This window comes from Burkholderia torrens, assembly GCF_984668525.1.
Genome location: NZ_OZ480212.1, coordinates 1,802,894 through 1,824,791, shown reverse-complemented (window position 1 = coordinate 1,824,791; position 21,898 = coordinate 1,802,894). Strand labels below are relative to the sequence as shown.

At 68.4% G+C, this 21,898-nt stretch carries 20 protein-coding genes; 6 read left to right on the top strand and 14 right to left on the bottom strand.

Annotation, left to right across the window (positions count from 1 at the left end; all coding sequences use genetic code 11):
• Positions 1–27: 27 nt before the first annotated feature.
• Entirely contained in the window at positions 28–819 is a 792-nt protein-coding gene (locus tag AC5LXX_RS24475; RefSeq protein ID WP_493411302.1) for an AraC family transcriptional regulator, read from the bottom strand.
• A gap of 95 nt (positions 820–914) precedes the next feature.
• Here AC5LXX_RS24475 and AC5LXX_RS24470 point away from each other — a divergent pair, with 95 nt between their 5' ends.
• Together AC5LXX_RS24470 and AC5LXX_RS24465 are read left to right on the top strand one after the other, a co-directional pair.
• Positions 915–1,166 (top strand): hypothetical protein, encoded by a 252-nt coding sequence (locus AC5LXX_RS24470; protein ID WP_493411301.1) that lies wholly within the window; start codon positions 915–917, stop codon positions 1,164–1,166.
• Positions 1,167–1,212: 46 nt separating this feature from the next.
• On the top strand, positions 1,213–2,175 hold the full coding sequence (locus AC5LXX_RS24465; RefSeq protein WP_493411300.1) for a quinone oxidoreductase family protein: 963 nt from the start codon (positions 1,213–1,215) through the stop codon (positions 2,173–2,175).
• Positions 2,176–2,316: 141 nt separating this feature from the next.
• Here the strand turns inward: AC5LXX_RS24465 and AC5LXX_RS24460 are convergent, their stop codons facing one another.
• From AC5LXX_RS24460 to pdxR, 5 genes are all read right to left on the bottom strand, one after another.
• The gene (locus AC5LXX_RS24460) at positions 2,317–3,408 is read right to left on the bottom strand and encodes a porin (protein ID WP_493411299.1); all 1,092 of its coding nucleotides are present in this window, start codon (positions 3,406–3,408) and stop codon (positions 2,317–2,319) included.
• Between the two features lie 158 nt (positions 3,409–3,566).
• Positions 3,567–4,634 (bottom strand): ABC transporter ATP-binding protein, encoded by a 1,068-nt coding sequence (locus tag AC5LXX_RS24455; protein ID WP_493411298.1) that lies wholly within the window; start codon positions 4,632–4,634, stop codon positions 3,567–3,569.
• Positions 4,627–6,399 (bottom strand): ABC transporter permease, encoded by a 1,773-nt coding sequence (locus tag AC5LXX_RS24450; protein ID WP_493411297.1) that lies wholly within the window; start codon positions 6,397–6,399, stop codon positions 4,627–4,629. Before AC5LXX_RS24450 ends, AC5LXX_RS24455 begins: the two co-directional genes overlap by 8 nt.
• Positions 6,400–6,513: 114 nt before the next feature.
• The gene (locus AC5LXX_RS24445; protein ID WP_493411296.1) at positions 6,514–7,614 is read right to left on the bottom strand and encodes an ABC transporter substrate-binding protein; all 1,101 of its coding nucleotides are present in this window, start codon (positions 7,612–7,614) and stop codon (positions 6,514–6,516) included.
• A 217-nt stretch (positions 7,615–7,831) separates the two neighbouring features.
• Entirely contained in the window at positions 7,832–9,304 is a 1,473-nt protein-coding gene (pdxR, locus tag AC5LXX_RS24440; RefSeq protein ID WP_493411295.1) for a MocR-like pyridoxine biosynthesis transcription factor PdxR, read from the bottom strand.
• 103 nt (positions 9,305–9,407) lie between these two features.
• Between pdxR and AC5LXX_RS24435 the strand changes: the two genes are divergently transcribed.
• The 4 genes from AC5LXX_RS24435 (at position 9,408) to AC5LXX_RS24420 (ending at position 13,545) form a co-directional block, all read left to right on the top strand.
• Positions 9,408–10,643 carry a multidrug effflux MFS transporter gene (locus tag AC5LXX_RS24435; RefSeq protein WP_493411294.1) on the top strand — a complete coding sequence of 412 codons (1,236 nt, stop codon included), beginning with the start codon at positions 9,408–9,410 and terminating at the stop codon, positions 10,641–10,643.
• Between the two features lie 125 nt (positions 10,644–10,768).
• Positions 10,769–11,449, top strand: a complete 681-nt coding sequence (locus tag AC5LXX_RS24430) for a response regulator (RefSeq protein WP_493411293.1) — start codon at positions 10,769–10,771, stop codon at positions 11,447–11,449.
• Complete coding sequence (locus AC5LXX_RS24425; protein ID WP_493411292.1) at positions 11,446–12,864, top strand: sensor histidine kinase; 1,419 nt, start codon at positions 11,446–11,448, stop codon at positions 12,862–12,864. The genes AC5LXX_RS24430 and AC5LXX_RS24425 overlap by 4 nt, the downstream gene beginning before the upstream one ends.
• 177 nt (positions 12,865–13,041) lie before the next feature.
• A complete protein-coding gene (locus AC5LXX_RS24420) occupies positions 13,042–13,545 on the top strand; it encodes a hypothetical protein (protein WP_493411291.1) in 504 nt (167 codons plus the stop codon).
• Between the two features lie 154 nt (positions 13,546–13,699).
• Here AC5LXX_RS24420 and AC5LXX_RS24415 read toward each other — a convergent pair whose 3' ends face one another.
• From AC5LXX_RS24415 to AC5LXX_RS24380, 8 genes are all read right to left on the bottom strand, one after another.
• Positions 13,700–14,566 carry an MOSC domain-containing protein gene (locus tag AC5LXX_RS24415; RefSeq protein WP_493411290.1) on the bottom strand — a complete coding sequence of 289 codons (867 nt, stop codon included), beginning with the start codon at positions 14,564–14,566 and terminating at the stop codon, positions 13,700–13,702.
• Between the two features lie 89 nt (positions 14,567–14,655).
• Positions 14,656–15,609 carry an ABC transporter substrate-binding protein gene (locus tag AC5LXX_RS24410; protein ID WP_493411289.1) on the bottom strand — a complete coding sequence of 318 codons (954 nt, stop codon included), beginning with the start codon at positions 15,607–15,609 and terminating at the stop codon, positions 14,656–14,658.
• Positions 15,610–15,642: 33 nt separating this feature from the next.
• Positions 15,643–16,833 carry a c-type cytochrome gene (locus tag AC5LXX_RS24405; RefSeq protein ID WP_493411288.1) on the bottom strand — a complete coding sequence of 397 codons (1,191 nt, stop codon included), beginning with the start codon at positions 16,831–16,833 and terminating at the stop codon, positions 15,643–15,645.
• Between the two features lie 50 nt (positions 16,834–16,883).
• A complete protein-coding gene (locus AC5LXX_RS24400) occupies positions 16,884–17,705 on the bottom strand; it encodes an ABC transporter ATP-binding protein (protein WP_493411287.1) in 822 nt (273 codons plus the stop codon).
• Complete coding sequence (locus tag AC5LXX_RS24395) at positions 17,699–18,793, bottom strand: ABC transporter permease (RefSeq protein ID WP_493411286.1); 1,095 nt, start codon at positions 18,791–18,793, stop codon at positions 17,699–17,701. Before AC5LXX_RS24395 ends, AC5LXX_RS24400 begins: the two co-directional genes overlap by 7 nt.
• Positions 18,794–18,797: 4 nt before the next feature.
• Positions 18,798–19,832, bottom strand: coding sequence for an ABC transporter substrate-binding protein (locus AC5LXX_RS24390; protein WP_493411285.1), 1,035 nt, complete (start codon positions 19,830–19,832; stop codon positions 18,798–18,800).
• Positions 19,833–19,862: 30 nt separating this feature from the next.
• Positions 19,863–20,702 carry a class II aldolase/adducin family protein gene (locus AC5LXX_RS24385; RefSeq protein ID WP_493411284.1) on the bottom strand — a complete coding sequence of 280 codons (840 nt, stop codon included), beginning with the start codon at positions 20,700–20,702 and terminating at the stop codon, positions 19,863–19,865.
• A 24-nt stretch (positions 20,703–20,726) separates the two neighbouring features.
• Positions 20,727–21,812, bottom strand: coding sequence for an LLM class flavin-dependent oxidoreductase (locus AC5LXX_RS24380; RefSeq protein WP_493411283.1), 1,086 nt, complete (start codon positions 21,810–21,812; stop codon positions 20,727–20,729).
• Between the last annotated feature and the right edge of the window lie 86 nt (positions 21,813–21,898).

Here is a 21,898-nt window from a genome sequence, read left to right as displayed (position 1 = left end):
CTGCCGGCGGCGGGACAGCGAAGGACGCTACGCGTCGCTGCGCCGGCCCGCCTCCATATACCTCCCCGGCGTCGTCCCCAGCGCACGCCGGAACATGTCGATGAACGCGCTGACGTTGTCGTACCCGAGATCGAGTGCGATCGTCGTCACCGGCACGTCATCCGCGATTCGCTCCAGCGCGCGCAGCAGCCTGGCCTGCTGACGCCACTGCGCGAACGTCAGCCCCGTTTCCGCGACGAAGCGGCGGCTCATCGTGCGCGCGCCGATGCCGGCCCATTCGGCCCATTCCTCCAGCCGCCGGTTGTCCGCGAGATCCGCGGCCAGCGCGTCGGTGATCTTCATCAGCCGCGGGTCCTGTGGCCGGACCAACCCCAGCGCCTCGACCTCCGACGACGCGATTTCATCGAGGATCACGTCGGCGATCCGCGTCTGCGCGGCATCCAGTTCCGAATCGCCCCAGCTTGCCGCGCGCTGCACGGCTTCGCGCAGCAGCGGCGTCGTGCGGATCGCGCGCGGCGCAGCGGGCAGTGCCGCGCAACGCGCTTCGGCGACGAACGCCGACCAGCCGGAAATCGGCCCGAACGAGCGCAGCGAATGCCGGCAATGCGGCGGAATCCAGATCGCGTGGATCGCCGGCACGACCCAGTCCTGGTCGTCGAGGCCGATTGTCACCAGCCCGCTCAGCGCGCCGACGAGCTGGCCGCGCGCATGCGAATGCGCCGGCGTGACACGCGGGTCGCGCTGCGACAGGAGGGCGGCGACCACGAACGGGCCGTCGTCGGACGTGACGAATCGGGCGGGCAGGAGCGGATCGGACATGGCCGGATTTCGGTATCGAATGGCCGTTATACCGGAGATCGGCCGGTTTCGCACACCTACACTGCGTCCATCGATGACAACCGGAGTACGACGCGATGCGAGCCGACCAGATGCTTCCCGACCATGCCGACCAGATTGAAACCGGCGGAACGACGATCCGCAAGGGGACCGTCGGCGCGTTCCTGGTCAACGCGCGTGTGCTGACCGACCCGAACGCGGCACCCGCCGATCGGATGCGCGCGGAGGCCGATGCGATCGACGCGTTGCCGGCGCTACGCGCGCTCGGTCTGTTCGACGTGCTGGAAGTGCGCGATCCCGCGTTGCGCGCATGGCTCGACGCACGCTGATGCGCACCGGAGCCGTCGATCGAGATCCCCGAATCAAGGAGTCTTCATGAAAGCAGCAGTCGTGACGGGCGCCGGCGAGCGTCCCGTTCATATGGAATTCGATGCGCCGCACGCGATGCCGGGCCACAGCCTGATCGACGTGACGGCGTCCGCGCTGAGCCGGATCGCGCAGGGGCGCGCGGCCGGCACGCATTACTCGTCGGAGCGACGCTATCCGTTCGTGGTCGGCGTCGACGGCGTGGGGCGTCTCGACGACGGTCGGCGTGTCTACTTCTTCGGCGCCCCCGTGCCGTTCGGCGCGATGGCCGAACGCACGATCGTGCCCGATACGCAATGCGTGCCGCTGCCGGACACGCTCGACGATGTCACGGCCGCGGCGCTTGCGATTCCGGGAATGTCGTCGTGGGCGGCGCTGACCGAACGCGCGCGGCTCGTCGCGGGCGAAACGGTGCTCGTCAACGGTGCGACGGGTACGTCGGGGCGGCTGGCGGTGCGGATCGCGAAGCGTCTCGGTGCCGCGAAGGTGATCGCGACGGGCCGCAACGCGGCTGCGCTGCAGGCGTTGCCGAGCGCCGGAGCAGATGCGGTCGTGTCGCTGCAGCAGGACGACGTCCATCTGGCGCGTGCGCTCGAACCGCATTTCCGTGACGGTGTGGACGTCGTGCTCGACTATCTGTGGGGCGCCAGCGCGCAGACGCTGCTGTCTGCCGCCGCGAAGGCGTTACCCGCCGGCCGCCGACTGCGTTACGTGCAGATCGGCTCGATCGGAGGCGCGGACGTTCCGTTGCCGGGGGCCGTGCTGCGGGCGACCGCAATCGAACTGATGGGCAGCGGGATCGGCAGCGTATCGCTGCCGCGCTTGCTGGCGTCGGTGCGCGGCGTGTTCGACGCGGCCGGGCCGGCAGGCCTCGCGATCGACACGCGCACGGTGCCGCTGTCCGACGTCGGCGAACACTGGGGCGATGTGAACAGCCTCGTGCGCACGGTGTTCACGATGCGCGGCGAGTGAGCGGCGCATCGACACGCAGCGTGCCGGACGAGGCGCGAGGGGGCGCGCTGCGCGGCGGCGGTCGGCGGTTCGCCGCGATGCCGCCGCGCATGACCTGGCTGAAGGGCGGTCGACCGACTCCGCCGCCCGCCGGCCCACGCGTCAGAACCGCTGCTGAATCCCCGCCGTGACACCGACCTGCGTCGTGCCGTATCCCGCGAAATCGCGCGACACGCCGACCTTCTGGTCGTGTTTCGCGATCGCGAATGCGCCGGCCGCATACAGCACCGTGCGCTTCGACAATGCGTAGTTCGCGCGCATCGACACCAGCGTCGGATCGGCGTCGCTGCCGCCCTTGATGTTCTGGTGATAAACGGCCGCAATCAGCGAGAATGCCGGCGTGAACTGATACGACCCGCCGAGCCAATACGTGTCGCTCAACTGGTTCGCCGCCGTGGTGCGGAACGTGCGTTTGTAGTTGCGGTAGCCGGCCATCGTCTTCAGGTTGCCGAAGTCGTAGCTCAGGCCGGCATGGATGCCCTGGATATAGTTGACCGTATCGGCCGGCGTGACGCTGTCGGCCGCGCCGTTCTGCCGGTCGAACGTGACGACCGCCGCGAACGGGCCTTTCTCGTAGCCGACCGCGAAGTCGTATTTCGAGCTGGTCTTCATGCTGCCCGGCACGTTGCCGAAGCCGTACAGCGCGCCGAACTTGAAGCCGCTGTATTCGCCGTCGTAGCGCACCGCGTTCGACGAGCGCGTGAACATGCCGTCCTTGCGGCCGCCCGTCGCCATCGACGACGACGCCCACGAGTAGTTCTGCGCGTAACCCATCGGGTCGAACGGCAGCATGTAGTCGTAGGTGACGGTGTAGTTGCGGCCGAGCGTCAGTTCGCCCCATTTGCTCTTCAGTCCGACCGTCGCGCGGCGCGCGAAGATCGAGTCCGGGCCGTCGTCGAGCGCGCCGTTCGCGAGGTCGATCCCGCTTTCGAGGCGGAACACGGCCTTCAGCCCGCCGCCGAGATCCTCGACGCCGCGCAAGCCCCAGCGCGACGTGTTCTTGTTGCCCGACTTGAGCTTGACCGAGCTGCCGCCTTCCGGCGCCGCGTGGTTCGTGTACTCGATGCCGGCATCCATGATCCCGTACATCGTGACCGACGACTGCGCGTGCGCGGCCGGCACGGCGATACAGGCTGCCGCGGCCGAACCGGTGAGGACTACTGTTCGAATGGAACGTTCTGCGCGTGACTTCATGTTGACGGTGTCTCCTTGGTTTTTGTGGACGGGTTGAAACGGAAAACGGGTACTCGCCGCGCCGTCGCCGGACGCCACGAGGCGTCCGCCGATGCGGGTCGCTAAGGGATGTGTTGCCTGAATGCATGCGCGGCGGCGCACCGGCCGCCGCGACCGGGTCAGCCCGCCTTCGCGAACGCCCAGCAGTCGTTGGTCGGGAATTCGATCCAGTGCTTGCCGGCCGTGCGCGGCACGTGGCCGAACGCGCGCAGGCGCATCTCGCCGCAATGGAACAGGTATTCCCAGCGGTCGCCGAGATACATAGACGTGACGAGGTCGGCCTGCAGCCGGTTCGCGCCCGGGCCGTCGGCGACCTGCACGCGTTCGAGGCGGATCACGGCCTGCGCGTCCTGGCCCGGTGAGAACGTGTCGCGGGCCAGCGCCTGCAGCTCCCAGCCGTCGCCGGCGAGCGTCACGCATTCGCCGTCGATCGCGGCGACGCGCGCGTCGATCCGGTTGTTGCTGCCCATGAATTCGGCCGTGTACAGCGATCGCGGCGCGCCGTACAGCTCGGCCGGCGTGCCTTCCTGTTCGATGCGGCCGTTGCGCAGCAGCAGGATGCGGTCGGACATCGCCATCGCTTCGGTCTGGTCGTGCGTCACGCACAGAGCCGACAGCCCGAGCGACACGATCAGTTCGCGCAGCCATGCCCGCGCTTCCTCGCGCAGCTTCGCGTCGAGGTTCGACAGCGGCTCGTCGAGCAGGATCACCGGCGGGTTGTAGACGAGCGCGCGTGCAATGGCGACGCGCTGCTGCTGGCCGCCCGACAGCTGGTGCGGAAAGCGTTCCGCGAGATGGCCGAGGCCGAGCTGGTCGAGCGCGGTCTGCACGCGGCGCTTCTGTTCGGCCGGCGCGACGCGGCGCAGCTTCAGTCCGTAGCCGACGTTGTCGGCGACGGTGCGGTGCGGCCACAGCGCGTACGACTGGAACACGAGGCCGAGCGAGCGCTGCTCGACGGGCAGGTCGACGCGGTTCGCGCCGTCGAAGAACACGCGGTCGTCGAGCTGGATCCGGCCGTCGGACGGCTGTTCGAGGCCGGCCACAGCGCGCAGCAGCGTGGTCTTGCCGCTGCCCGACGCGCCGAGCAGGCACACGACTTCGCCGGCCTTCAGTTCGAACGACACGCCCTTGAGGATCGGATTGGCACCGTAGCTGAGATGCAGGTCGTCGACGATGAGCTTATCCATGAAGTTTCACTCCGAAGCGCAGGGCCACGCCGAGACCGGCGCCGACCATCGCGATGTTGATGACAGAAAGCGCGGCAACCTGGTCGACGGCGCCGGTCGCCCACAGCGACACGAGCAGCGCGCCGATCACTTCGGTGCCGGGCGACAGCAGGTAGACGGCCGTCGAGTATTCGCGCTCGAAGATCATGAAGATCAGCAGCCACGCGGCGAGCAGGCCGAAGCGCACGAGCGGCAGCGTCACGTCGAGCGACACGCGGCTGCGCGTCGCGCCGACACTGCGGCCGGCTTCCTCGAGCTCGGGGCCGACCTGCAGCAGCGCGCTCTGGATGAGCCGCATCCCGTAGGCGAGCCACACGACCGTGTACGCGATCCAGATGCTCCACATCGAGTTCTTCAGCTCGCGCAGGCCCGGCACGAACAGGAAGATCCACAGGAACGCGAGACCGGCGAGCAGGCCCGGCACCGCGCGCGGCAGCAGCACGAGGTAGTCGAGCAGCTTGGTCGCCCAGTCGGGGCGGCGGTGGCCGGCGAACGCGACGAGCGAGTAGAAGCCGATCGCGAGCGCGCCGCCGATCACGCCGATGCCGAGCGTGTTGACGATCGCGCGCACCAGGTTGTCCTGCTCGAACAGCTCGATGAAGTTCGACAGCGTCAGCACTTCGGCGAGCGCGACGCCTTCGCCCCAATTGGTCACGAACGCGCGCAGCACGATGCCCGAGATCGGCACGATCACGGTCAGCATCAGCCACAGTGCGACGATCGCGAGCGCCACCCAGCGCCACACGCCGAGCGGCAGCACCGTCGCGCGGCCGGCCTTGCCCTTCACGGTGACAAAGCGGTTCGCGGTTTTCAGCAGGCGGCGCTGCAGCAGCACGAGCGGGAACGTGATCGCGACGATGCACACGGCAACCGCGGCCATCAGGTGATACGACGGCACGCCGAGCTTGTTGGTCAGCTTGTACAGGTAGGTCGCGAGCACGAGATGGCCTTCGGGATCGCCGAGCACGAGCGGCAGCCCGAACACCTCGAAGCCGAGGAAGAACACCAGCACGCCGGCGAACAGCAGCGCGGGCATCGTCATCGGCAGGCTCACGTCGAGCGCGACGCGGAACGGTCGGGCGCCCGTCACGCGCGCGGCTTCCTCGACGTCCGAGCCGAGATTGCGCAGCGCGGCCGACGAATACAGGTACACGTGCGGCACGTGCGTGAGGCCGACGATCACCGTGATCGCGAAGACCGAGTACACGTTCCAGGGCACGTTCTGCACCCCGAACAGTTCTTTGAACCACACCGAGTAGAAGCCGACCGGGCCGGCCGCGACCACGTAGCCGAACGCGAGCACCATCGGCGACACGAACACCGGCGTGAGCAGCAGCGGTTCGAGCCAGCGGCGGCCGGGCAGGTCGGTGCGCACCATCAGGAACGCGAGGATGCCGCCGAGCGGGATCGAGATGAACAGCATCCCGCCGGCGATGACGAACGAGTTCTTCACGGCCGACCAGAAATCGGGATCGCTGAAGACGAAACGGAAGCCCTCGATGCCGAGCGTCTTGTTCGCATCGAAGAACGGCGCGGACAACAGGCTCTGGAACAGGATGAAGCCGAGCGGCAGCGCGACCGCGACGGTCAGTACCGCGACAACGATCCAGCGCAGCATGCCGGCGAGCGGCTGCAGGCTGCTGACCGGCAGCGCGGGAATCGCGCCGCGCGGGCCGGTGGCGGGCGGAACGGCCGGTGCCGTGCCGCGGGTGCTGGTTGAAAGCATGAGTTCGCCCCTGCGGCCATCCGGATGGCCGCCTCTAGGAAGTCGGTATGGGGAAGGGGCCGCCCGCGCGACGTGCGGCGGGCGGCCGTTGGCCGGCCGAAGCCGATCAGCGGATCAGCTCTTGATCGCCTGCTGCCATTGCTTCAGGAACGCGAGCCGCTTCGACTGGTCCAGGTAGACGAGCAGGCCGGTGCCGATCTGGATCGGCTTCAGCGAATCGCCGAGTTCCTTCGTGAGGCTTGCGGCCGACGTCTCGCCGGTCACGTCCGTGCGGATCGCGTACAGGTTCGCCTGGTTGGCGATCATGGTCTGGCCGCGCTTCGACAGCAGGTAGTCCACCCACAGCTTGGCGGCGTTCGGGTTTTTCGCCTTCTTCGAGATCGTCGCGAGGCGGCTCACGATCTGCGTGTAGTCCTTCGGAAACACATAGCCGATGGACTTGTCCTTCTTCGCCTTCGCGTATGCATACGAACCGATGATGTTGTAGCCGATCAGGTTCTCGCCCGACGAGATGCGCTCCATCATCGCGCCCGTGCTCGACTGCAGCTTCGGGCCGGTCGCGCCGATCGCCTTCACGAGTTCCCACGTGACCTTCTCGTTCAGGTGCGCGTCCTGCGTCAGCGCGTTGAAGCCGACGCCCGATTTCTCGACGTCGTACGTCGTGAGCTTGCCCTTGAACTTGTCCGGTTGCGACGCGAGCAGCTTGATCAGCTCGGCGCGCGTCTTCGGCACTTCGTTCTCGGGGATCAGGCGCTTGTTGTAGACGATCGCGAGCGGCTCGAAGGTCGTGCCGTACGCCTGCTTCTGGTACTGCGCCCATTGCGGCACGTTCGGGCTTTCGGGCGAATCGTAGGACGCCATCAGGCCGTCGTTGACGAGCTTGACCTGCAGGTCCATCGCGGAGCTCCACAGCACGTCGGCGCTGGTGCTGCTCGCCGCGTTCTCGCTGATGTAGCGGTTGTACAGCTCGGTGCTGTTCATGTCGTTGTACTCGACCTTCACGCCGTACAGGCTTTCGAAGTCCTTGATCAGCGGGCGCACGAGGCCCGTGTCGGTCGTCGAGTAGACGATCAGCTTGCCTTCCTTCTTCGCGGCGTCGATCACGCCCTGGTAGTTACCCGGATACCCGGCCGGAACCTGTGCGGCGGCGCTGCCGGCGGCGGTGCCCAGGACGATCGCCAGCGCGGCGGCGAGGTGCTTCGGTGCAAACGGCATGTCTTCCTCCAGTTACGCATTGTGTTGTTCGAGTGACGGGGATGTTAATTGCGAGGCACTTTCAGCCTGCTTTCATTTCTGTTCACGGTCGCGTCGTTTGTGTCATGGATTTCCCGAGGTCGAAGGGGCCGCCGAGGCGGGTTTCGCGGCGCGCGGAACGGTTCGAAAGGGGGGAAGCGATGCTCGGGCGGGCGCGGAAGCCCGTCACGACGACGCGTTATGCGGAGGCCGCCAGCAGCTGGCCGAGGACCCGTCCGCCATGCCGGGCATGCGCGGCGGTCAGCGCGGCATACCCGACGACGACGCCCGCGTCGCGCCGGGCGCTTCGACAGAATTCGCGGATCGGCTGCAGCGCGATGCCGGCCGCGCGCGCCTGGGCGACATACGCGGCGGCGTCCATCCCGGGCGGCAGCCACAGCACGAAATGAAAGCCCGCGTGCTCGCCGGATACCGTGTACCTGCCGCCCGCGTGCTTCGCCAACTGGTCGAGCACGATGTCGCGGCGCTGGCGGTACGCGTGCCGCGCGGCGCGCAGGTGCTTCGCAAAATCGCCGTCGGCGATGAAGCGCGCCAGCGCCAGCTGCGGCGCCACGCCGACCGCGCGCGCGGTCGCGTGCCACACGGCCGACAGCGCCGGCCGCAAGGTTTTCGGCACGATCATGAAGCCGATGCGCAGCCCCGAGAACAGCGTCTTGTTGAACGAGCCGCAATAGATCACGCGGTCGCACGCGTCGAGCGATTTCAGCGCGGGCAGCGGGGCGGTCTGGTAGCTGAATTCGCCGTCGTAGTCGTCCTCGATGATCCACGTGCGGTTGCGCTGCGCGCGGTCGAGCAATTCGAGCCGGCGCGACACCGACATCGTCACGCCGAGCGGCGCCTGATGCGCGGGCGTCACATAGGCCGCGCAGGCATCGGGATGCCGGTCCAGCGACGCCATGTCGATGCCTTCGCGGTCGACCGGCACGTCGATCACGGTCGCGCCCGCGATCGTGAAGATCTGCCATGCCGACACGTAGCCGGGGTCCTCCATCAGCACCGTCGAGCCGGGCGTGAGCAGCGTGCGTGCGACGAGGTCGATCGAATGGCGGATGCCGGTCGTGATGAAGATGTCGCCGGCGTCGCACGGGATGCCGCGATATTCCCGCAGGTACGCGGCGATTTCGTCGCGCAGGCTGTCGACACCTTGCGCGGGCGTCGCGCCGAGGTCGTTTGCCGTCGCGGCCAGCAGGCTCGCGCCGAGCGCCTTCTTCCATTGCTGCATCGGCATCAGGCCGGGATCGGCGAGCCGCGCGGCGAACGGGACGCCGGGGCGCACGCCGTGTTCGGGTTCGGCTGCGTCCGGCGTGCTCGCCGGTGCGGGGTGTGTGTCGCGGGGACGAGGCTGCGCGGCCGCGCGCAGATAGCTGTCCGGCACCACCGCGCAGACGCGCGTGCCGGACCCTTGGGTGCGCGCGACGTAGCCCTCGGCGCACAGGATGTCGTATGCGGCTTCGACGGTGCCGCGCGCGATGTCCCAGCGCGCGGCCAGCGTCCGGCTCGACGGCAGCGGGCTGTCGGCGGGCAGCAGGCGCTTCAGGATCGCGTCGCGAATCGTGTCGGCGATGCATTCCTGTTTCGACTGCGGGCTGCTGGCCGACAACCCGGAAGGGCGTGGCAGGTCGAGCGGAATCGCGGCTTTGCCTCGCGGCATAGTGGTCCAGTCAATGGTCGATTTAATGGTCCTTCAGCTTATATCACTTTCCCCTTAGATTGCTGTCGACCCTCTCTCTCCGGACCGGAAACGGACTTGCCGCATGAAGACTCGTTCATTGCCCCAGCGGGGCTGGTTGTTCCTGTTGATGCTCGTCGTGTGCCTGCCGCGCGTCACGATCGATGCCTACCTGCCGTCGCTGCCCGCGATGGCCGATGCGCTGCACGGCACCGACGCGCAGCTGCAGCTCACGCTGACCCTCTACATGGTCGGCTATGCGCTGTCGATGCTGGTGTCGGGGCCGCTATCCGACCGTTACGGCCGCCGTCCCGTGCTGCTCGGCGGCCTGTGCGTGTACGTCGTCGCGAGCGTGGCGTGCGCGCTGTCGACCGGTATTCCGGCACTCGTCGTCGCGCGCATCTTTCAGGCGCTGGGCGGCTGCACCGGCACGGTGGTCGGCCGCGTCATCGTGCGCGAGCGCTATCCGGCCGCGACGCAGGCCGCGATGCTCGGTCATATCTCGGCCGGCATGGCGCTGTCGCCAGTGGTTGCGCCGCTGGCGGGCAGCGCGATTGCCGAGTGGTTCGGCTGGCGCGGCGTGTTCGGCTGGCTGGCGGCGGGCGGGGTGGTCGCGACCGCGATGGTGCTGCGCTACCTGCCCGAGACGCGCGAACGCGATGCACGACCGGCTCCGGGCCCGCGGCTCCTGCGGACCTACGCCGGCCTGCTGCGCGACCGACGTTTCCTGCGTTACTCGCTGGCGATCAGCTTCGTCTACTGCACGTACTACCCGTTCATCGCGGAATCGTCGACGCTGTTCCAGCGGCAAATCGGCGTGTCCGGCCCCGTCTACGCGGCGATCTTCGGCGTGACCGTGCTCGGCTACCTGATCGGTTCGAGCGCGTTCGCGCGGACCGGCAAGCGCTGGCAAGCCGATTCGGTCATCGCGGCGGCGGCAGTCGTCAATCTGGCCGGCGCCGCCGTGCTGTGGGTCGGCAGCGCGATCGCGCCGACGGCCGTGGCGGCCCTCGTCGTGCCGATGTTCGTCGTGATGATCGCCGTCGGGATCGCGATTCCGGCCTGCCAGTTCGCGGTGATGCAGCCCTACACGACGATCGCAGGCACCGCGTCGGGGCTGTTCTTCTTTATCCAGATGGCGATCACGGCCGCGTGCGGCGGCGTGCTGGTAGCGCTGTCGGACGGCACCGCGCGCCCGATGATCGTCGTTACGGCCGGCGCGAGCGTCGCGTTCGTCGCGGTGGTCGTCGGCTTTCGGGAGCGGCGCGCGACGGGCGATGCACGCTTCGCGACGGGCAACCGGTCCGCCGCCGAGCGCTGAGCAGCGGCCGCCAGGGCAGGGCGCGGCGGCCTGGCGGCCCCCGCGCAACCCGTGTTTCCGCGAGGCGTCGGCATGGAAAGGATCATGTAATGTAGCGGCCTGTCGCTGACCTTACCGGAATCCCCATGCGCGTGCTGCTCGTCGAAGACAACCCGAACCTGGCCCAGTCGCTGAACGACGCGCTGAGCGCCGCGCGCTTCGCGGTCGATCACATGGCCGACGGCGAGGCGGCGGACCACGTGCTGCGCACGCAGGATTACGCACTGGTGATCCTCGATCTCGGGCTGCCCAAGCTCGACGGGCTGGAGGTGCTGCGGCGGCTGCGCGCGCGCCGCAACCCGGTGCCGGTGCTGATCCTCACCGCGCACGGGTCGGTCGAGGACCGCGTGAAGGGGCTCGATCTCGGCGCCGACGACTATCTCGCGAAGCCGTTCGAGCTGACCGAGCTGGAAGCGCGCGCTCGCGCGCTGATTCGGCGCAGCCTCGGTCACGAGCATTCGCGCGTCGAATGCGGGCCGCTTTCGTATGACAGTATCGACCGCAGTTTTCATCTCGCGGGCGAGCTGCTGTCGCTCACGCCGCGCGAGCGCTCCGTGCTCGAGGTGCTGATCCTGCGCAACGGCCGCGCGATCAACAAGGACACGCTGTCGGAGAAGATCTTCGGGCTCGACGAGTCGGTCAACGCCGATGCGATCGAGATCTACGTGTACCGGTTGCGGAAGAAGCTGGAAAACACGGGGGTCGCGATCGTCACGCTGCGCGGCTTGGGCTACTTGCTCGAAGCGAAGGCGGAGAGCGCTGAATGACCCGCCGCCCGAACCTGCGCACGCAGGTCGCGCTGTGGCTGCTGCTGCCGCTGCTGGGGCTGCTCGCGCTCGACTCGTGGCTCACGTACCAGCGCGCGATGAGCGCCGCGCACGTCGCGTTCGACCGCACGCTGTCGTCGTCGCTGAAGTCGATCCGCGAAGGCGTGCGGCTCAACGACGGCGAGATCGAGGTCGACCTGCCGTATCTCGCGCTCGAAATGCTCGAGTCGAGCGACGGCGGCAAGATCTACTACCTGATCCGCGAGGACAACGGCCACACGATCACCGGCTATCCGGACCTGCCGCTGCCGCAGGGGCGCGATGCGGGCGACGGCGCGCTGTTCGTCACGCGCTACTACGACGTCGTCTATCGTGGCGAGCAGTTGCGGATGGCCGCACTGAGGATCCCGGTGCACGACGTGCCGACCGCGCAGTCGCGCATCGTGTGGGTGATGGTCGGCGAGACGATCGAGGCGCGCCAGGCGCTCGCGCGCGAGATCCTGATCGGGTCGCTGCTGCAGGAGGGGCTGCTCGTCGTGCTCGCGCTCGGGATCGTGTGGCTCGGCGTCGGGCGCGGGCTGCGGCCGCTGAACCGGCTGTCGGCGACGGTCGCGGCACGCAGCGAGGACGACACGACGCCGCTCGATACCGGCGCGATGCCGAGCGAGCTGGCGCCGCTCGTCGATTCGATCAACCAGTACATCGGCCGCACGCAGCGGATGCAGGTGGCGCGGCGCCGCTTCTTCGCCGATGCGGCCCATCAATTGAAGACGCCGCTCGCGGCCGTGCAGGCCGGCGTCGAGCTCGCGCTGCGACCGGACGAGCAGCCGCGCGCGAACGGGCACCTGCGGCGCGCGAACGGCGCGGTGCGGCAGGCTGCGAAGATCGTCCAGCAGCTGCTGTCGCTGTCGCGGCTCGATTCGGACAGCGGCCATGCGGTCGCGCACAAGCCGGTCGAACTGCACCGGCTCGCGCGCAGCGTAACGCTCGACTGGTCGCCTGTTGCTCGAGCACGCGATATCGATCTCGGCTTCGAGCACGAGGCTGATGTCGACGTGCTCGGGCAGTCCGATCTGCTCGGCGAGATGATCGGCAACCTGATCGACAACGCCGTTCGTTATGCGGGCGACCATGCGGTGATCACGGTGCGTGTGTCGCGCGACGGCGAGCAGGCGCAGCTGGACGTGATCGACAACGGGCCGGGCATCCCGGTGGACGAACGCGACGCGGTGTTCGAGCGTTTTCATCGCGGCAGCAAGACGCAGACGGTCGAGGGGACGGGGCTCGGGCTGTCGATCGTGCGGGAGATCGCACGCGTGCACCAGGGCAGCGTGACGCTGGGCGACGCGCCCGGGGGCGGGTTGGCCGTGGCTGTATGGCTGCCGGTGGCGATCGATGCAGGGCTGCAGAAATAAAAACAATTAAATCGACAATTCAGTGATCAATTTAATATCGTCGTAATGTGCTGCTATTTTTAACAGCTTCAAAAGCGGAATCTTTATACCTACGATAAATTGGCCGCCTGTTGCGCGGCCTTGTCTTGATGATTTAGGGGTGAATCAAAATTTAAGATTATTGAAAAGGACCACATCATGGCCACAGTACTCGACGAAGACGTTCTGCCGGAAATCGTTGTCGTGAAATTCAAGGTAAGCGGAGGGCAGGTCACGTCCGGGAGCGGAAAGGCACCGCTCATCTCCTTCGCCGCTGCTTTCAACACGGAAGGCGTGCAGGCGTCACTGCCGGAGGGTACCGGCTCGGTGCACGGTCCGGGTGCGGTTGTCTGGAGCCAGCGGCCCGCACCGACAAAAATCGCGATTCGAGGGAATTACTGGAATTTTCCGGCAAAGGAAGGCGGGGGGCACAGCAATTTGGTGCGCACCTTCTGGATGCACCTGCACGGTTACATCGGATTGGTTTCCGTCGCCAACTGGCATGGCATTCCGCCGGCGCCATTCCCGTTGCTGGATTTGACCTCGGTTACGCCGCGGAATTCGAAAACCGGAACGGCGAACTATACGATCTATCTCGATCCGAAAATTCCCGATGAAACGATCACGGTGAGCGATGCAGTACTTACCGAATTGTCGATTTAGAAATAAATGATCGATATGGTTTACAAATAAAGCGTCAGAGGAATTCGGGGTTAAATCATTTTGTCCCGGTGACGCATCGCGGCAAATTACCCGGTGCGTCACATTTTCAAGCGATGACTGGACCGGCCATCCGGCGGTCTGCACCGCAGGTCGATCAGTCGCCGAAGCCGATTTCCGCGTCGAGCGCCTGCCCGATTTCCAGGAAACTGCCCGCACCGCGTACGACGATCGCGTTGATGCCGAACGTCAGCGCGCCGTCGTAGTTCGGGTTCGCGCGATAGGTCTGCATCGTGTCGGTCGGCTCGTGCGGCCATGCCGGATCGGGCGCACCGGTGGCCTGGTCGATCGTCGGCATCGGGCAGCGTGTGCACAGCTTCACGAGCCGCAGCCGCACCGGCGTGTCGCCGTCGGTGTCGAGGTGCTTGACGAAATCCTCCTCGTATGCATCGAGATCCGACACGACGATGTTCGGCCGAAAGCGGTTCATCGGGATCGCCGGCGCGCCTTTCGCGGCGAGCCGCGCATTCAGGTCGTCGAGCGACGACTGGCCGATCACGAGCAGCGGATAGGCGTCCGAGAATTGCGTATGCGTATCGATGTCGCCGGTCCACTTGCGGTCGCAGCCGCGGCGCGCGTCGGCGCCGAAGCGTGCGAGCTTCGTCGGCACGCCGAGGAATTCGGTGAGCCAGGCGGCCGTTTCGGCGCCCGTGTCGATTGCGTCGACGGTGTCGCGCCAGACGGTCGCGGCCATCTTCGGCGTCGCGGGCGTCGCGTCGCCGTCGAGCGGCGTGCGGAGTTCCGGCATGCCCGGCGCGTTCAGCACGAGCGCATCGCTGTCGAGCGCCGTGCGGATCAGCGCGAGGCGCGGGTGCGTGCGCTGCGTGATCATCTGTCCGTCGCGATCGGTGATCAGCCAGTGGCGGTCGTACGCGAGGCCCGTTTCGAGCAGTTGCGCGCGCGTCAGCGCGACGCCGGCGCAGGATTTGATCGGATAGACGAAGAGTTCGGTGATGGCTGGCATGACGCTGGCTGAACGCGGGATGGTCGAATCGCGATTGTGCCAGATCGTGCCGAAGCCGTTCGGGCGGCCGTCGGCCGCCGCGTGCGTGGTCAGGCGAGCGGAAAGCCGGTATCGAACGTCGTGCGCACATCGAGCGGCTGGCGCAGCAGCCCGGCCTTCAGGTAGAAGTCGGCCGTGCGCTGCTGTTCGGCGATCACCGTGGCGTCGAGCGCCAGCCAGCGCGTGTTGCGGCGTTCGAACTGCAGCTTCGCGGCGCCCGGCGGAATGCCGATGATGCGCGCGAGCGCCGCCGAATACGCGTCGGCATGCCGATACGACCACGTCTGCGCGCGCACGACGCGCCGCAGGAAATCGTGCAGCACGTCGCGCTTCGAAGCGATCGCCGCGTCGGTCGCCGCGAGATAGCTGAGGCCCGACCACAGCCCGCGGCCGTCGACCAGCACGCGTGCGCGGCCGCTCGTTTCGGCAAGCGCGGTGTAGGGTTCCCAGGTCGCCCACGCGTCGATCGACCCGGTGGCGAGCGCCAGCATCGTGTCGGCCGGCGGCAGGAAGCGGAACGACACAGCATCCGGCGGCAGGCCGGCCGCGTCGAGCGCCTTCAGCGTGACGAAATGGCCGATCGAGCCGCGCGTGGTGCCGATGCGCTTGCCCTTCAGGTCGGCCGCGCCTTTCAGCGTCGCGTCGGGCCGCACGAGCACGGCCGTGCCGTACGGATCGGAACGGTTCGCGCCGATCACCTTGATGCGGGCGCCCGATGCGAGCGCGAAGATCACCGGTGCGTCGCCGATCGGGCCGCAGTCGACGGCCGCCGCGTTCAGCGCTTCGGCGAGCGGCGCGGCGGCCGGGAACTCGGTCCACGCGATGTCGTACGCGAGGCCGTTCAGTTCGCCGGCTGCTTCGAGCAGTGCGCGCAGCCCGCCTTTCTGGTCGCCGGCACGCAGCAGCGGGCGTGCACCCGATTGCGCACGCAGCGCGGCAGGCGCCGCGGCGATCGTGGCGAGGGCGCTTGCTCGTGCGAGGAAATGGCGTCGGGTCGGATTCATCGTGAAGTTCGGTTGAAGGAAGGGTTCAGGGATTCAATGCGGGAGCCCGGCCTGTACGTCGCGCACGGGCTCGTTGTCGACGCGCAGCAGCAGCGCGGTCAGTGCGTCGCTGCTCGTGTTGGTTGCGGCCGGCCGGGTCACCGCATCCGAGCGGCACAGCAGGTCGGCATCCGACCAGCCGGCGCTGCCCGGCAACGCGCGCGCCCGCAGCCAGCCGCGGCGATCGGCGAGCAGTTGCGTGCCGCCGAGTGCGTCGGGCGCGACGCCGGCAATCGTCGCGAACGCGCGCCATGCATCGGGCGTCGTCGCGACGCAGTTCGCGCGCGTGCTGGCCGAGGGCGCCACGGACGCACCGCGTTCAGTGACGAGCAAGGTTTGCCAGCGCGCGTCTTCCGGCGGCGGCGTTACGCCCGGCGCGAGCGCGACGATGCGCACGCGCTGGCCGTCGCGCCAGCGGTCGAGCGATTGCGGCGCGGCGTCGCCGCAGCGCACGTCGAGCGCCGGCAGCGGGACGGGCACCGGCCACGTGCCTTCCGCCTGCGCGCCGCTGCCCGCGGCCAGCGCCTTCAGGTAGTCGAGCACGGCCCACGTCTCTTGCGGGCCAAGTGTCGCGGCGAAAGCGGGCATCGTCGACGCACCGTGTTCGTCGCGTGTGCCGTGCCGCACGCGCCAGAACAGCTCGCCGTCGAGGCGACGCGCGAGCAGCGCACCGGCAAAGGTCGGCGGCCAGCGCTTGAGCGTGGCCGCGAGCGGCCCTTCGCCACGTCCGTCCACGCCGTGGCAGGCCGCGCAGCGCTGGACATACAGGTGCGCGCCGCGCATCACGCTCGATACGGAAAACGGCGCGGGATCGCGCTGGAAACTCGTCGGCACGGCGGGCGCGAGCCACAGCGACGTCGGCGGCCACGGCGCGAACCACGCGACGGCCAGCGCGGCGATCACGGCGATCGTGGACGGCAAACGCCGCTTGCGCGAAGCGAGCGCGACGCAGGCGAGTACGACGGCCAGCACCGTCATGGCACCCGCGAGCGCGAGTTGCCGCGTCAGTCCGGCATCGATGCGCAGCGTTTCGAGTGCGATGCGGTGTGCCCACGGCCATGCGGCCTGACCGTCGGCATCGCCCGTCAGGCCGACCGCGTGCAGCACGCGTGCCAGCGCGATTTGCGCGCGATACAGCAGTTGCAGGAAGGCGATTGCCCAGTCGGCGAACGGCGGTGCGTTCATCGCGCGCGTCTCCGCCGTGTATCAATCGTTCGTCGAACGGCACCTCGCATCTACCAGCTCGCATCGAGCCCGAGATGCCGCAGCGCGTCGTGGCGCAATTCGGCGAGGCGCGGGTCGCCGCGATGGCGCGGGTAGGGCAGGTCGACGTGCAATTCGGCGACGATCCGTGCCGGACGCGGCCCGAACACGATCACGCGCTGCGCGAGAAACAGCGCTTCTTCCACGTCGTGCGTGACGAGCAGCGACGAGAACCCGTCGCGTTGCCACAATGCGGTCAGCTCGGCCTGCATCGTGAGCCGCGTCAGCGAATCGAGCTTGCCGAGCGGTTCGTCGAGAATCAGCAGACGCGGATCGTTGACGAGCGCGCGCGCGAGCGCGACACGCTGTGCCATCCCGCCGGACAACTGATGCGGGAACACGTTCGCGAACTCCTGCAGCCCGACGCGCGCGAGCGCATCGTCGACGCGATGCTGCGCGGTGCGTGCCACGCCGCGCGCTTCGAGGCCGAGCGCGACGTTCGCGCGCACGCGCCGCCACGGGTACAGCGTCGGGTCCTGGAACACGACGATGCGCGACGGATCGGGCCGTTCGATCGGCACGCCGTCCTGCGCGATGGTGCCTTGCCGCGCAGCATCGAGCCCCGCGACGAGGCGCAGCAGCGTCGATTTCCCGCAGCCGCTCGGGCCGAGCAGCGCGACGAATTCGCCAGCCGCGACCGACAGCGTGACGTCGTCGAGCACCGGCAGCGCACCGCCGGGGCCGTCGAACGCATGGCTCACGCGGCGGATGTCGATGCGCGCGCCGCGCGGCGCGGTGACGGTGGGTGCCGCGACAGTGGCCGCGGACGGTTCGAGTACGGCGGCGCTCACCATTTAACGGTTCCTTTCTGCCACGCGAGCACGCGGTCGCGCACCGCGAACAGCAGCGCGATCAGCCCGGAAAACAGCAGCGCCATCACGATCAGCGCCGCATACATGTTCACGTACGACGCCCAGCCCTGCGCCCAGCTCAGGTACCAGCCGAGCCCCGACTTGACGCCCATCATCTCGGCGACGACCAGCACGGTGAACGACGCGCTCAGCCCCATGAAGATGCCGACGAACACGTGCGGCAGCGCGGCGGGAATCGCGACGCGCAGCACGAGGAAGCGCGCGTTCGCGCCGAGCGTGCGCGCGACGTCGTAGTACTGCTTGTTCACGCTCGCGACGCCCGACCACGTGAGCACCGCGACCGGGAACCCGGTGGCGAGCGCGACCAGGAACGCGGCGGCCGAATAGCTCGACGGGAAGAAGTAGAACGTGAGCGGCAGCAGCGCGGTGGCCGGCACGGGGCCGAGCACGCGCAGCACCGGATGCACCCAGTAGCCGATCCGGCGCGACCAGCCGATCGACACGCCGACCGCAAAGCCCACCGCGACGCCGTACGCGAACCCGAGCGCGAGCAGCTTCAGCGTGTTGCCGGCGCTGCCCAGCAGGCGCGGCCAGTCGTCGACGTAGACCTCGATCAGCGCCTGCGGCGGCGCGAAGAACGGCGTCGGCAGCCAGCCGGTTTTCGCGGTGACGATCTCCCATGCGGCGAGCACGAGCGGCAGTGCGACGAGCCACGGGCCGGCCGGGCGCACGCGCGCGAGCCGCGTGCGCGTCGCGGCGACGAGGTGGCCGAGCGTCGCGGCGGCGAGCAGCAGCGCGGCGATCGTCCACGCGGCCGTGCCGAACGTGTCGGTGTACGCCCAGTCGCTGAAGCCGACGATGCGGTTCGGCCACAGCTGCGTGAGCGCACCGAGCCCGGCCCACGCTAGCGCGGCGGCGATCCCGGTTGGCCAGGTGCGCGCGCGGCGCGCTTCTGCGGCGAGCGTGGCTTCGCAGGCCGTGCAGGCCGCGCGCGCGGAAGCGTTGGCGTTCGCGGCGCCGGCCGGGGCCGACGCGGTGCGTGCAGCGGAAGCGTGTTCGATCGTCGACATCGCGTCACCCCAGTACGTTCGCATAGACCTGCTGCGCGAAGCGCTGCGGGTCCGTGCTCTTCTTCAGCACGCTGATGCGGCGGAAATCGTCCGCATAGAACGCGATTTCCTGCTGCAGGTCGACGTTGGTCGGGTGATGCGTGTAGGTCAGCGTCGCGTACAGCTTGCGCAGGTCTTCCGGATTGATCTTCGGCGAGTACTTCGCGAACACCTTCGCCGCTTCGTTCGGGTTGTCGTGCGTGTATTCGGTGGCCTGCACGATCGAGCGCGCGAGCGCGGCGGCCGCCGGCCGGTCGTTGCGGACGAGGTCGCCGCGCGCGCCGATCACGCAGCACACCTTGCGTGCGTATTCGCCGGACAGGTTCGTCGCGAGTTCCGTATACGCGCCGTTGCTGCGCTTTTCGAGCAGATAGAGATTCGGGTCGCCGTCGGCGATTGCCTGGATCTCGCCCTTGTCGACCGCGACGCCGAGCAGGTCGGCCGGATACTGCCGCCACGTGATGTCGCGCTCGGGATCGACGCCGTTCTTCGCGAGCAGGATCGAGAAGAAGTGCTTGCCGGGCGCGGCGAGATCGCTGACGCCGACCGTCTTGCCCTTCAGCGCCTGCAGCGTCGTGACGCCGGCCGCCTTCGCGCCGAGCAGCCGCACGCAGCCGCCGTGCGAGCTGCCGATGATCTTCACGTCGAAGCCGGCTTCGAGCGGCTTCAGCCAGCGGTGGATCATCCCGACCGCCGCATCGGCCTTGCCGGTTGCGATCGATTCGAGCAGCTGGTCGGTCGACCCGCTGTAGTTGATCAGGTCGACCTTCAGGCCGTTCTTCTCGAAGAAGCCGTTCTCCTGCGCGACGACGATCGGCGTCAGGCAGAACGCATTCTGGTTCCACGCGAACGTGAGCTTCTTCAGCGGCGGCGCGGACCACGCCTTGCGGCCGAGCGTGATCGCCGGCGCGGCGAGCGCGGCGGCGCCGGCCGCGCGCAGCAGCCGGCGGCGTTTGTCGTCGTGCGCGTCGGCGGGCGCGGGAGCGGTGGTGTGGGTCATTGTCTGGTCTCCGGTCGTGCGGAAAGGCGCTCAGTCGAGCAGGTCGGGTTCGTCGGCGACGACCCGCGCAAACAGGCTGTCGAACGCATGCAGCGCACCGTCGGGGCCGCCGATCTGGCCGTGCGTGTGGCGCGCGGTGTCGTGATCGATCGGCTGCGGCGTGCCGGCCGCTTCGGCCAGCAACTGCGTGTGCGCGGCGTTGTCGAGCGCGATGTACCACCACGCGGCGGCCTCGACCGTCGGGCCGGCCGTCAGGATGCCGTGGTTCTTCAGGATCACGCCCTTGTGCGTGCTGCCGTCGGGCTTCGCGAGCGCATCGGCGATCCGTGCGCCTTCGCTCGTGTCGACGATCATCCCCGTGAAGTCGTCGAACAGCGCGTGATCCTCGTAGAACACGCACGCGTCCTGCGTGAGCGGATCGAGCGGGCGGCCGAGCGTCGACCATGCCTTGCCGTAGGTCGAATGCGTGTGCGCGGCGGCGACGACGTGCGGATGGGCTTCGTGGATCGCCGCATGGATCGCGAACGCGGCCTTGTTCAGCGGCCGCGTGCCGATCGCGGTTTCGCCGCGCGCGTTGACGAGCAGCAGGTCGGATACCTTGATCTGCGAGAAATGCACGCCGAGCGGATTCACCCAGAAATGGTCGGGCAGCTCCGGATCGCGCGCGGTGATGTGGCCGGCGAGCCCCTGCGCGAAACCGAAGCGCGCGAACAGGCGGAACGCGGCCGCGAGCCGCTCCTGCCGGTGACGGCGTTCGGCGGCGACGTCGATGCGCGGTGCGGTCGCGTCGAACCAGAAGTGCTGGCGCGGGGCTTCGGCGAGTTCGAGACCCGATGCAGTGCGCACGGGCGAGGAAAGGACGGCGGACATGATGGCGTGTGGCTCCGTTGGGCGTCAGGCGGCGCGGCGCGCTGCGTCGCGTGCGGCGACGGCGCTGCGCACGCGCGGAATCAGTTCGCGGCCGTAGTCGATCGCGTCTTCCAGCGGGTCGAAGCCGCGGATCAGGAAGGTCGTCACGCCGAGGTCGTAGTAGTCGAGCAGCGCATCGGCGACCTGTTCGGGCGTACCGACGAGCGCCGTCGAGTTCGAACGTGCGCCGGTGAGCTTCGCGATTTCGGTCCACAGCCGCTTGTCGACGCGCGAACCGCGGTCGGCCGCGGCCAGCAGGCGGCGCGCGCCTTCGCTCTGCTGCGGGCCGCCGGCGCCGAGGCCGGCCGCTTCGCGCAGCCGGCGCGTCTCGTCGAGGATGCGGTGCGCGCGCGCCCACGCTTCGTCTTCGGTTGCGGCGAGGATCGGGCGGAACGACACGGAGAAACGCACTTGCCGGCCATGCTTCGCGGCTTCGGCGCGCACGCGCGTCGTCAGGTCGCGCACCTGGTCGAGCGATTCGCCCCACAGCGCGTACACGTCCGCGTGTTTGCCGGCCACCGCGAGCGCGGCGTCCGACGCGCCGCCGAAGTAGATCGGCACGTGCGGCTGCTGGACCGGCTTCACTTCCGAGAAGCCCTGCTTGAACCGGTAGTGCGCGCCGTCGTGATCGAACGGCTGCGCTTCCGTCCAGATCCGCCGCAGGATGCCGAGATATTCGTCGGTGCGCGCGTAACGCGCGTCGTGGTCGAGGAAATCGCCGTCGCGCTGCTGTTCGCTGTCCGAGCCGCCGGAGATGAAGTGCACGGCGAGCCGGCCGCGGCTGAACTGGTCGAGCGTCGCGATCTGCCGCGCGGCGAGCGTCGGCGCCGTGAAACCCGGGCGATGCGCGAGCATGAAGTGGATGCGCTCGGTCGCGGCCGCCGCGAACGCGATCGTCAGCGTGGCCGACGGGCCGGTCGAGTGGTGCGGCACGAGGATCCGGTCGAAGCCGGCCGTTTCGTGGGCGCGAGCGAAGTCGCGCACGTAGTCGGGATCGACCACGGGGCCGGATGCCGGATGGATTTCCGACTGTTTCTGGCTCTGGATCATGCCGATGAATTCGACGCTCATCTGGGTCTCCGGTGCAGGGATGTCCCGGCGCACGGCCGGGCAGGAATGGAGCGCAGGTTAACGCCGCGATCATGCGGAATGGAAAT

Coding starts and splice junctions, on each gene's coding strand:
- AC5LXX_RS24475 (WP_493411302.1), bottom strand. CDS start 819: ATGTCCGATCCGCTCCTGCCCGCCCGATTCGTCACGTCCGACGACGGC.
- AC5LXX_RS24470 (WP_493411301.1), top strand. CDS start 915: ATGCGAGCCGACCAGATGCTTCCCGACCATGCCGACCAGATTGAAACC.
- AC5LXX_RS24465 (WP_493411300.1), top strand. CDS start 1,213: ATGAAAGCAGCAGTCGTGACGGGCGCCGGCGAGCGTCCCGTTCATATG.
- AC5LXX_RS24460 (WP_493411299.1), bottom strand. CDS start 3,408: ATGAAGTCACGCGCAGAACGTTCCATTCGAACAGTAGTCCTCACCGGT.
- AC5LXX_RS24455 (WP_493411298.1), bottom strand. CDS start 4,634: ATGGATAAGCTCATCGTCGACGACCTGCATCTCAGCTACGGTGCCAAT.
- AC5LXX_RS24450 (WP_493411297.1), bottom strand. CDS start 6,399: ATGCTTTCAACCAGCACCCGCGGCACGGCACCGGCCGTTCCGCCCGCC.
- AC5LXX_RS24445 (WP_493411296.1), bottom strand. CDS start 7,614: ATGCCGTTTGCACCGAAGCACCTCGCCGCCGCGCTGGCGATCGTCCTG.
- pdxR (WP_493411295.1), bottom strand. CDS start 9,304: ATGCCGCGAGGCAAAGCCGCGATTCCGCTCGACCTGCCACGCCCTTCC.
- AC5LXX_RS24435 (WP_493411294.1), top strand. CDS start 9,408: ATGAAGACTCGTTCATTGCCCCAGCGGGGCTGGTTGTTCCTGTTGATG.
- AC5LXX_RS24430 (WP_493411293.1), top strand. CDS start 10,769: ATGCGCGTGCTGCTCGTCGAAGACAACCCGAACCTGGCCCAGTCGCTG.
- AC5LXX_RS24425 (WP_493411292.1), top strand. CDS start 11,446: ATGACCCGCCGCCCGAACCTGCGCACGCAGGTCGCGCTGTGGCTGCTG.
- AC5LXX_RS24420 (WP_493411291.1), top strand. CDS start 13,042: ATGGCCACAGTACTCGACGAAGACGTTCTGCCGGAAATCGTTGTCGTG.
- AC5LXX_RS24415 (WP_493411290.1), bottom strand. CDS start 14,566: ATGCCAGCCATCACCGAACTCTTCGTCTATCCGATCAAATCCTGCGCC.
- AC5LXX_RS24410 (WP_493411289.1), bottom strand. CDS start 15,609: ATGAATCCGACCCGACGCCATTTCCTCGCACGAGCAAGCGCCCTCGCC.
- AC5LXX_RS24405 (WP_493411288.1), bottom strand. CDS start 16,833: ATGAACGCACCGCCGTTCGCCGACTGGGCAATCGCCTTCCTGCAACTG.
- AC5LXX_RS24400 (WP_493411287.1), bottom strand. CDS start 17,705: ATGGTGAGCGCCGCCGTACTCGAACCGTCCGCGGCCACTGTCGCGGCA.
- AC5LXX_RS24395 (WP_493411286.1), bottom strand. CDS start 18,793: ATGTCGACGATCGAACACGCTTCCGCTGCACGCACCGCGTCGGCCCCG.
- AC5LXX_RS24390 (WP_493411285.1), bottom strand. CDS start 19,832: ATGACCCACACCACCGCTCCCGCGCCCGCCGACGCGCACGACGACAAA.
- AC5LXX_RS24385 (WP_493411284.1), bottom strand. CDS start 20,702: ATGTCCGCCGTCCTTTCCTCGCCCGTGCGCACTGCATCGGGTCTCGAA.
- AC5LXX_RS24380 (WP_493411283.1), bottom strand. CDS start 21,812: ATGAGCGTCGAATTCATCGGCATGATCCAGAGCCAGAAACAGTCGGAA.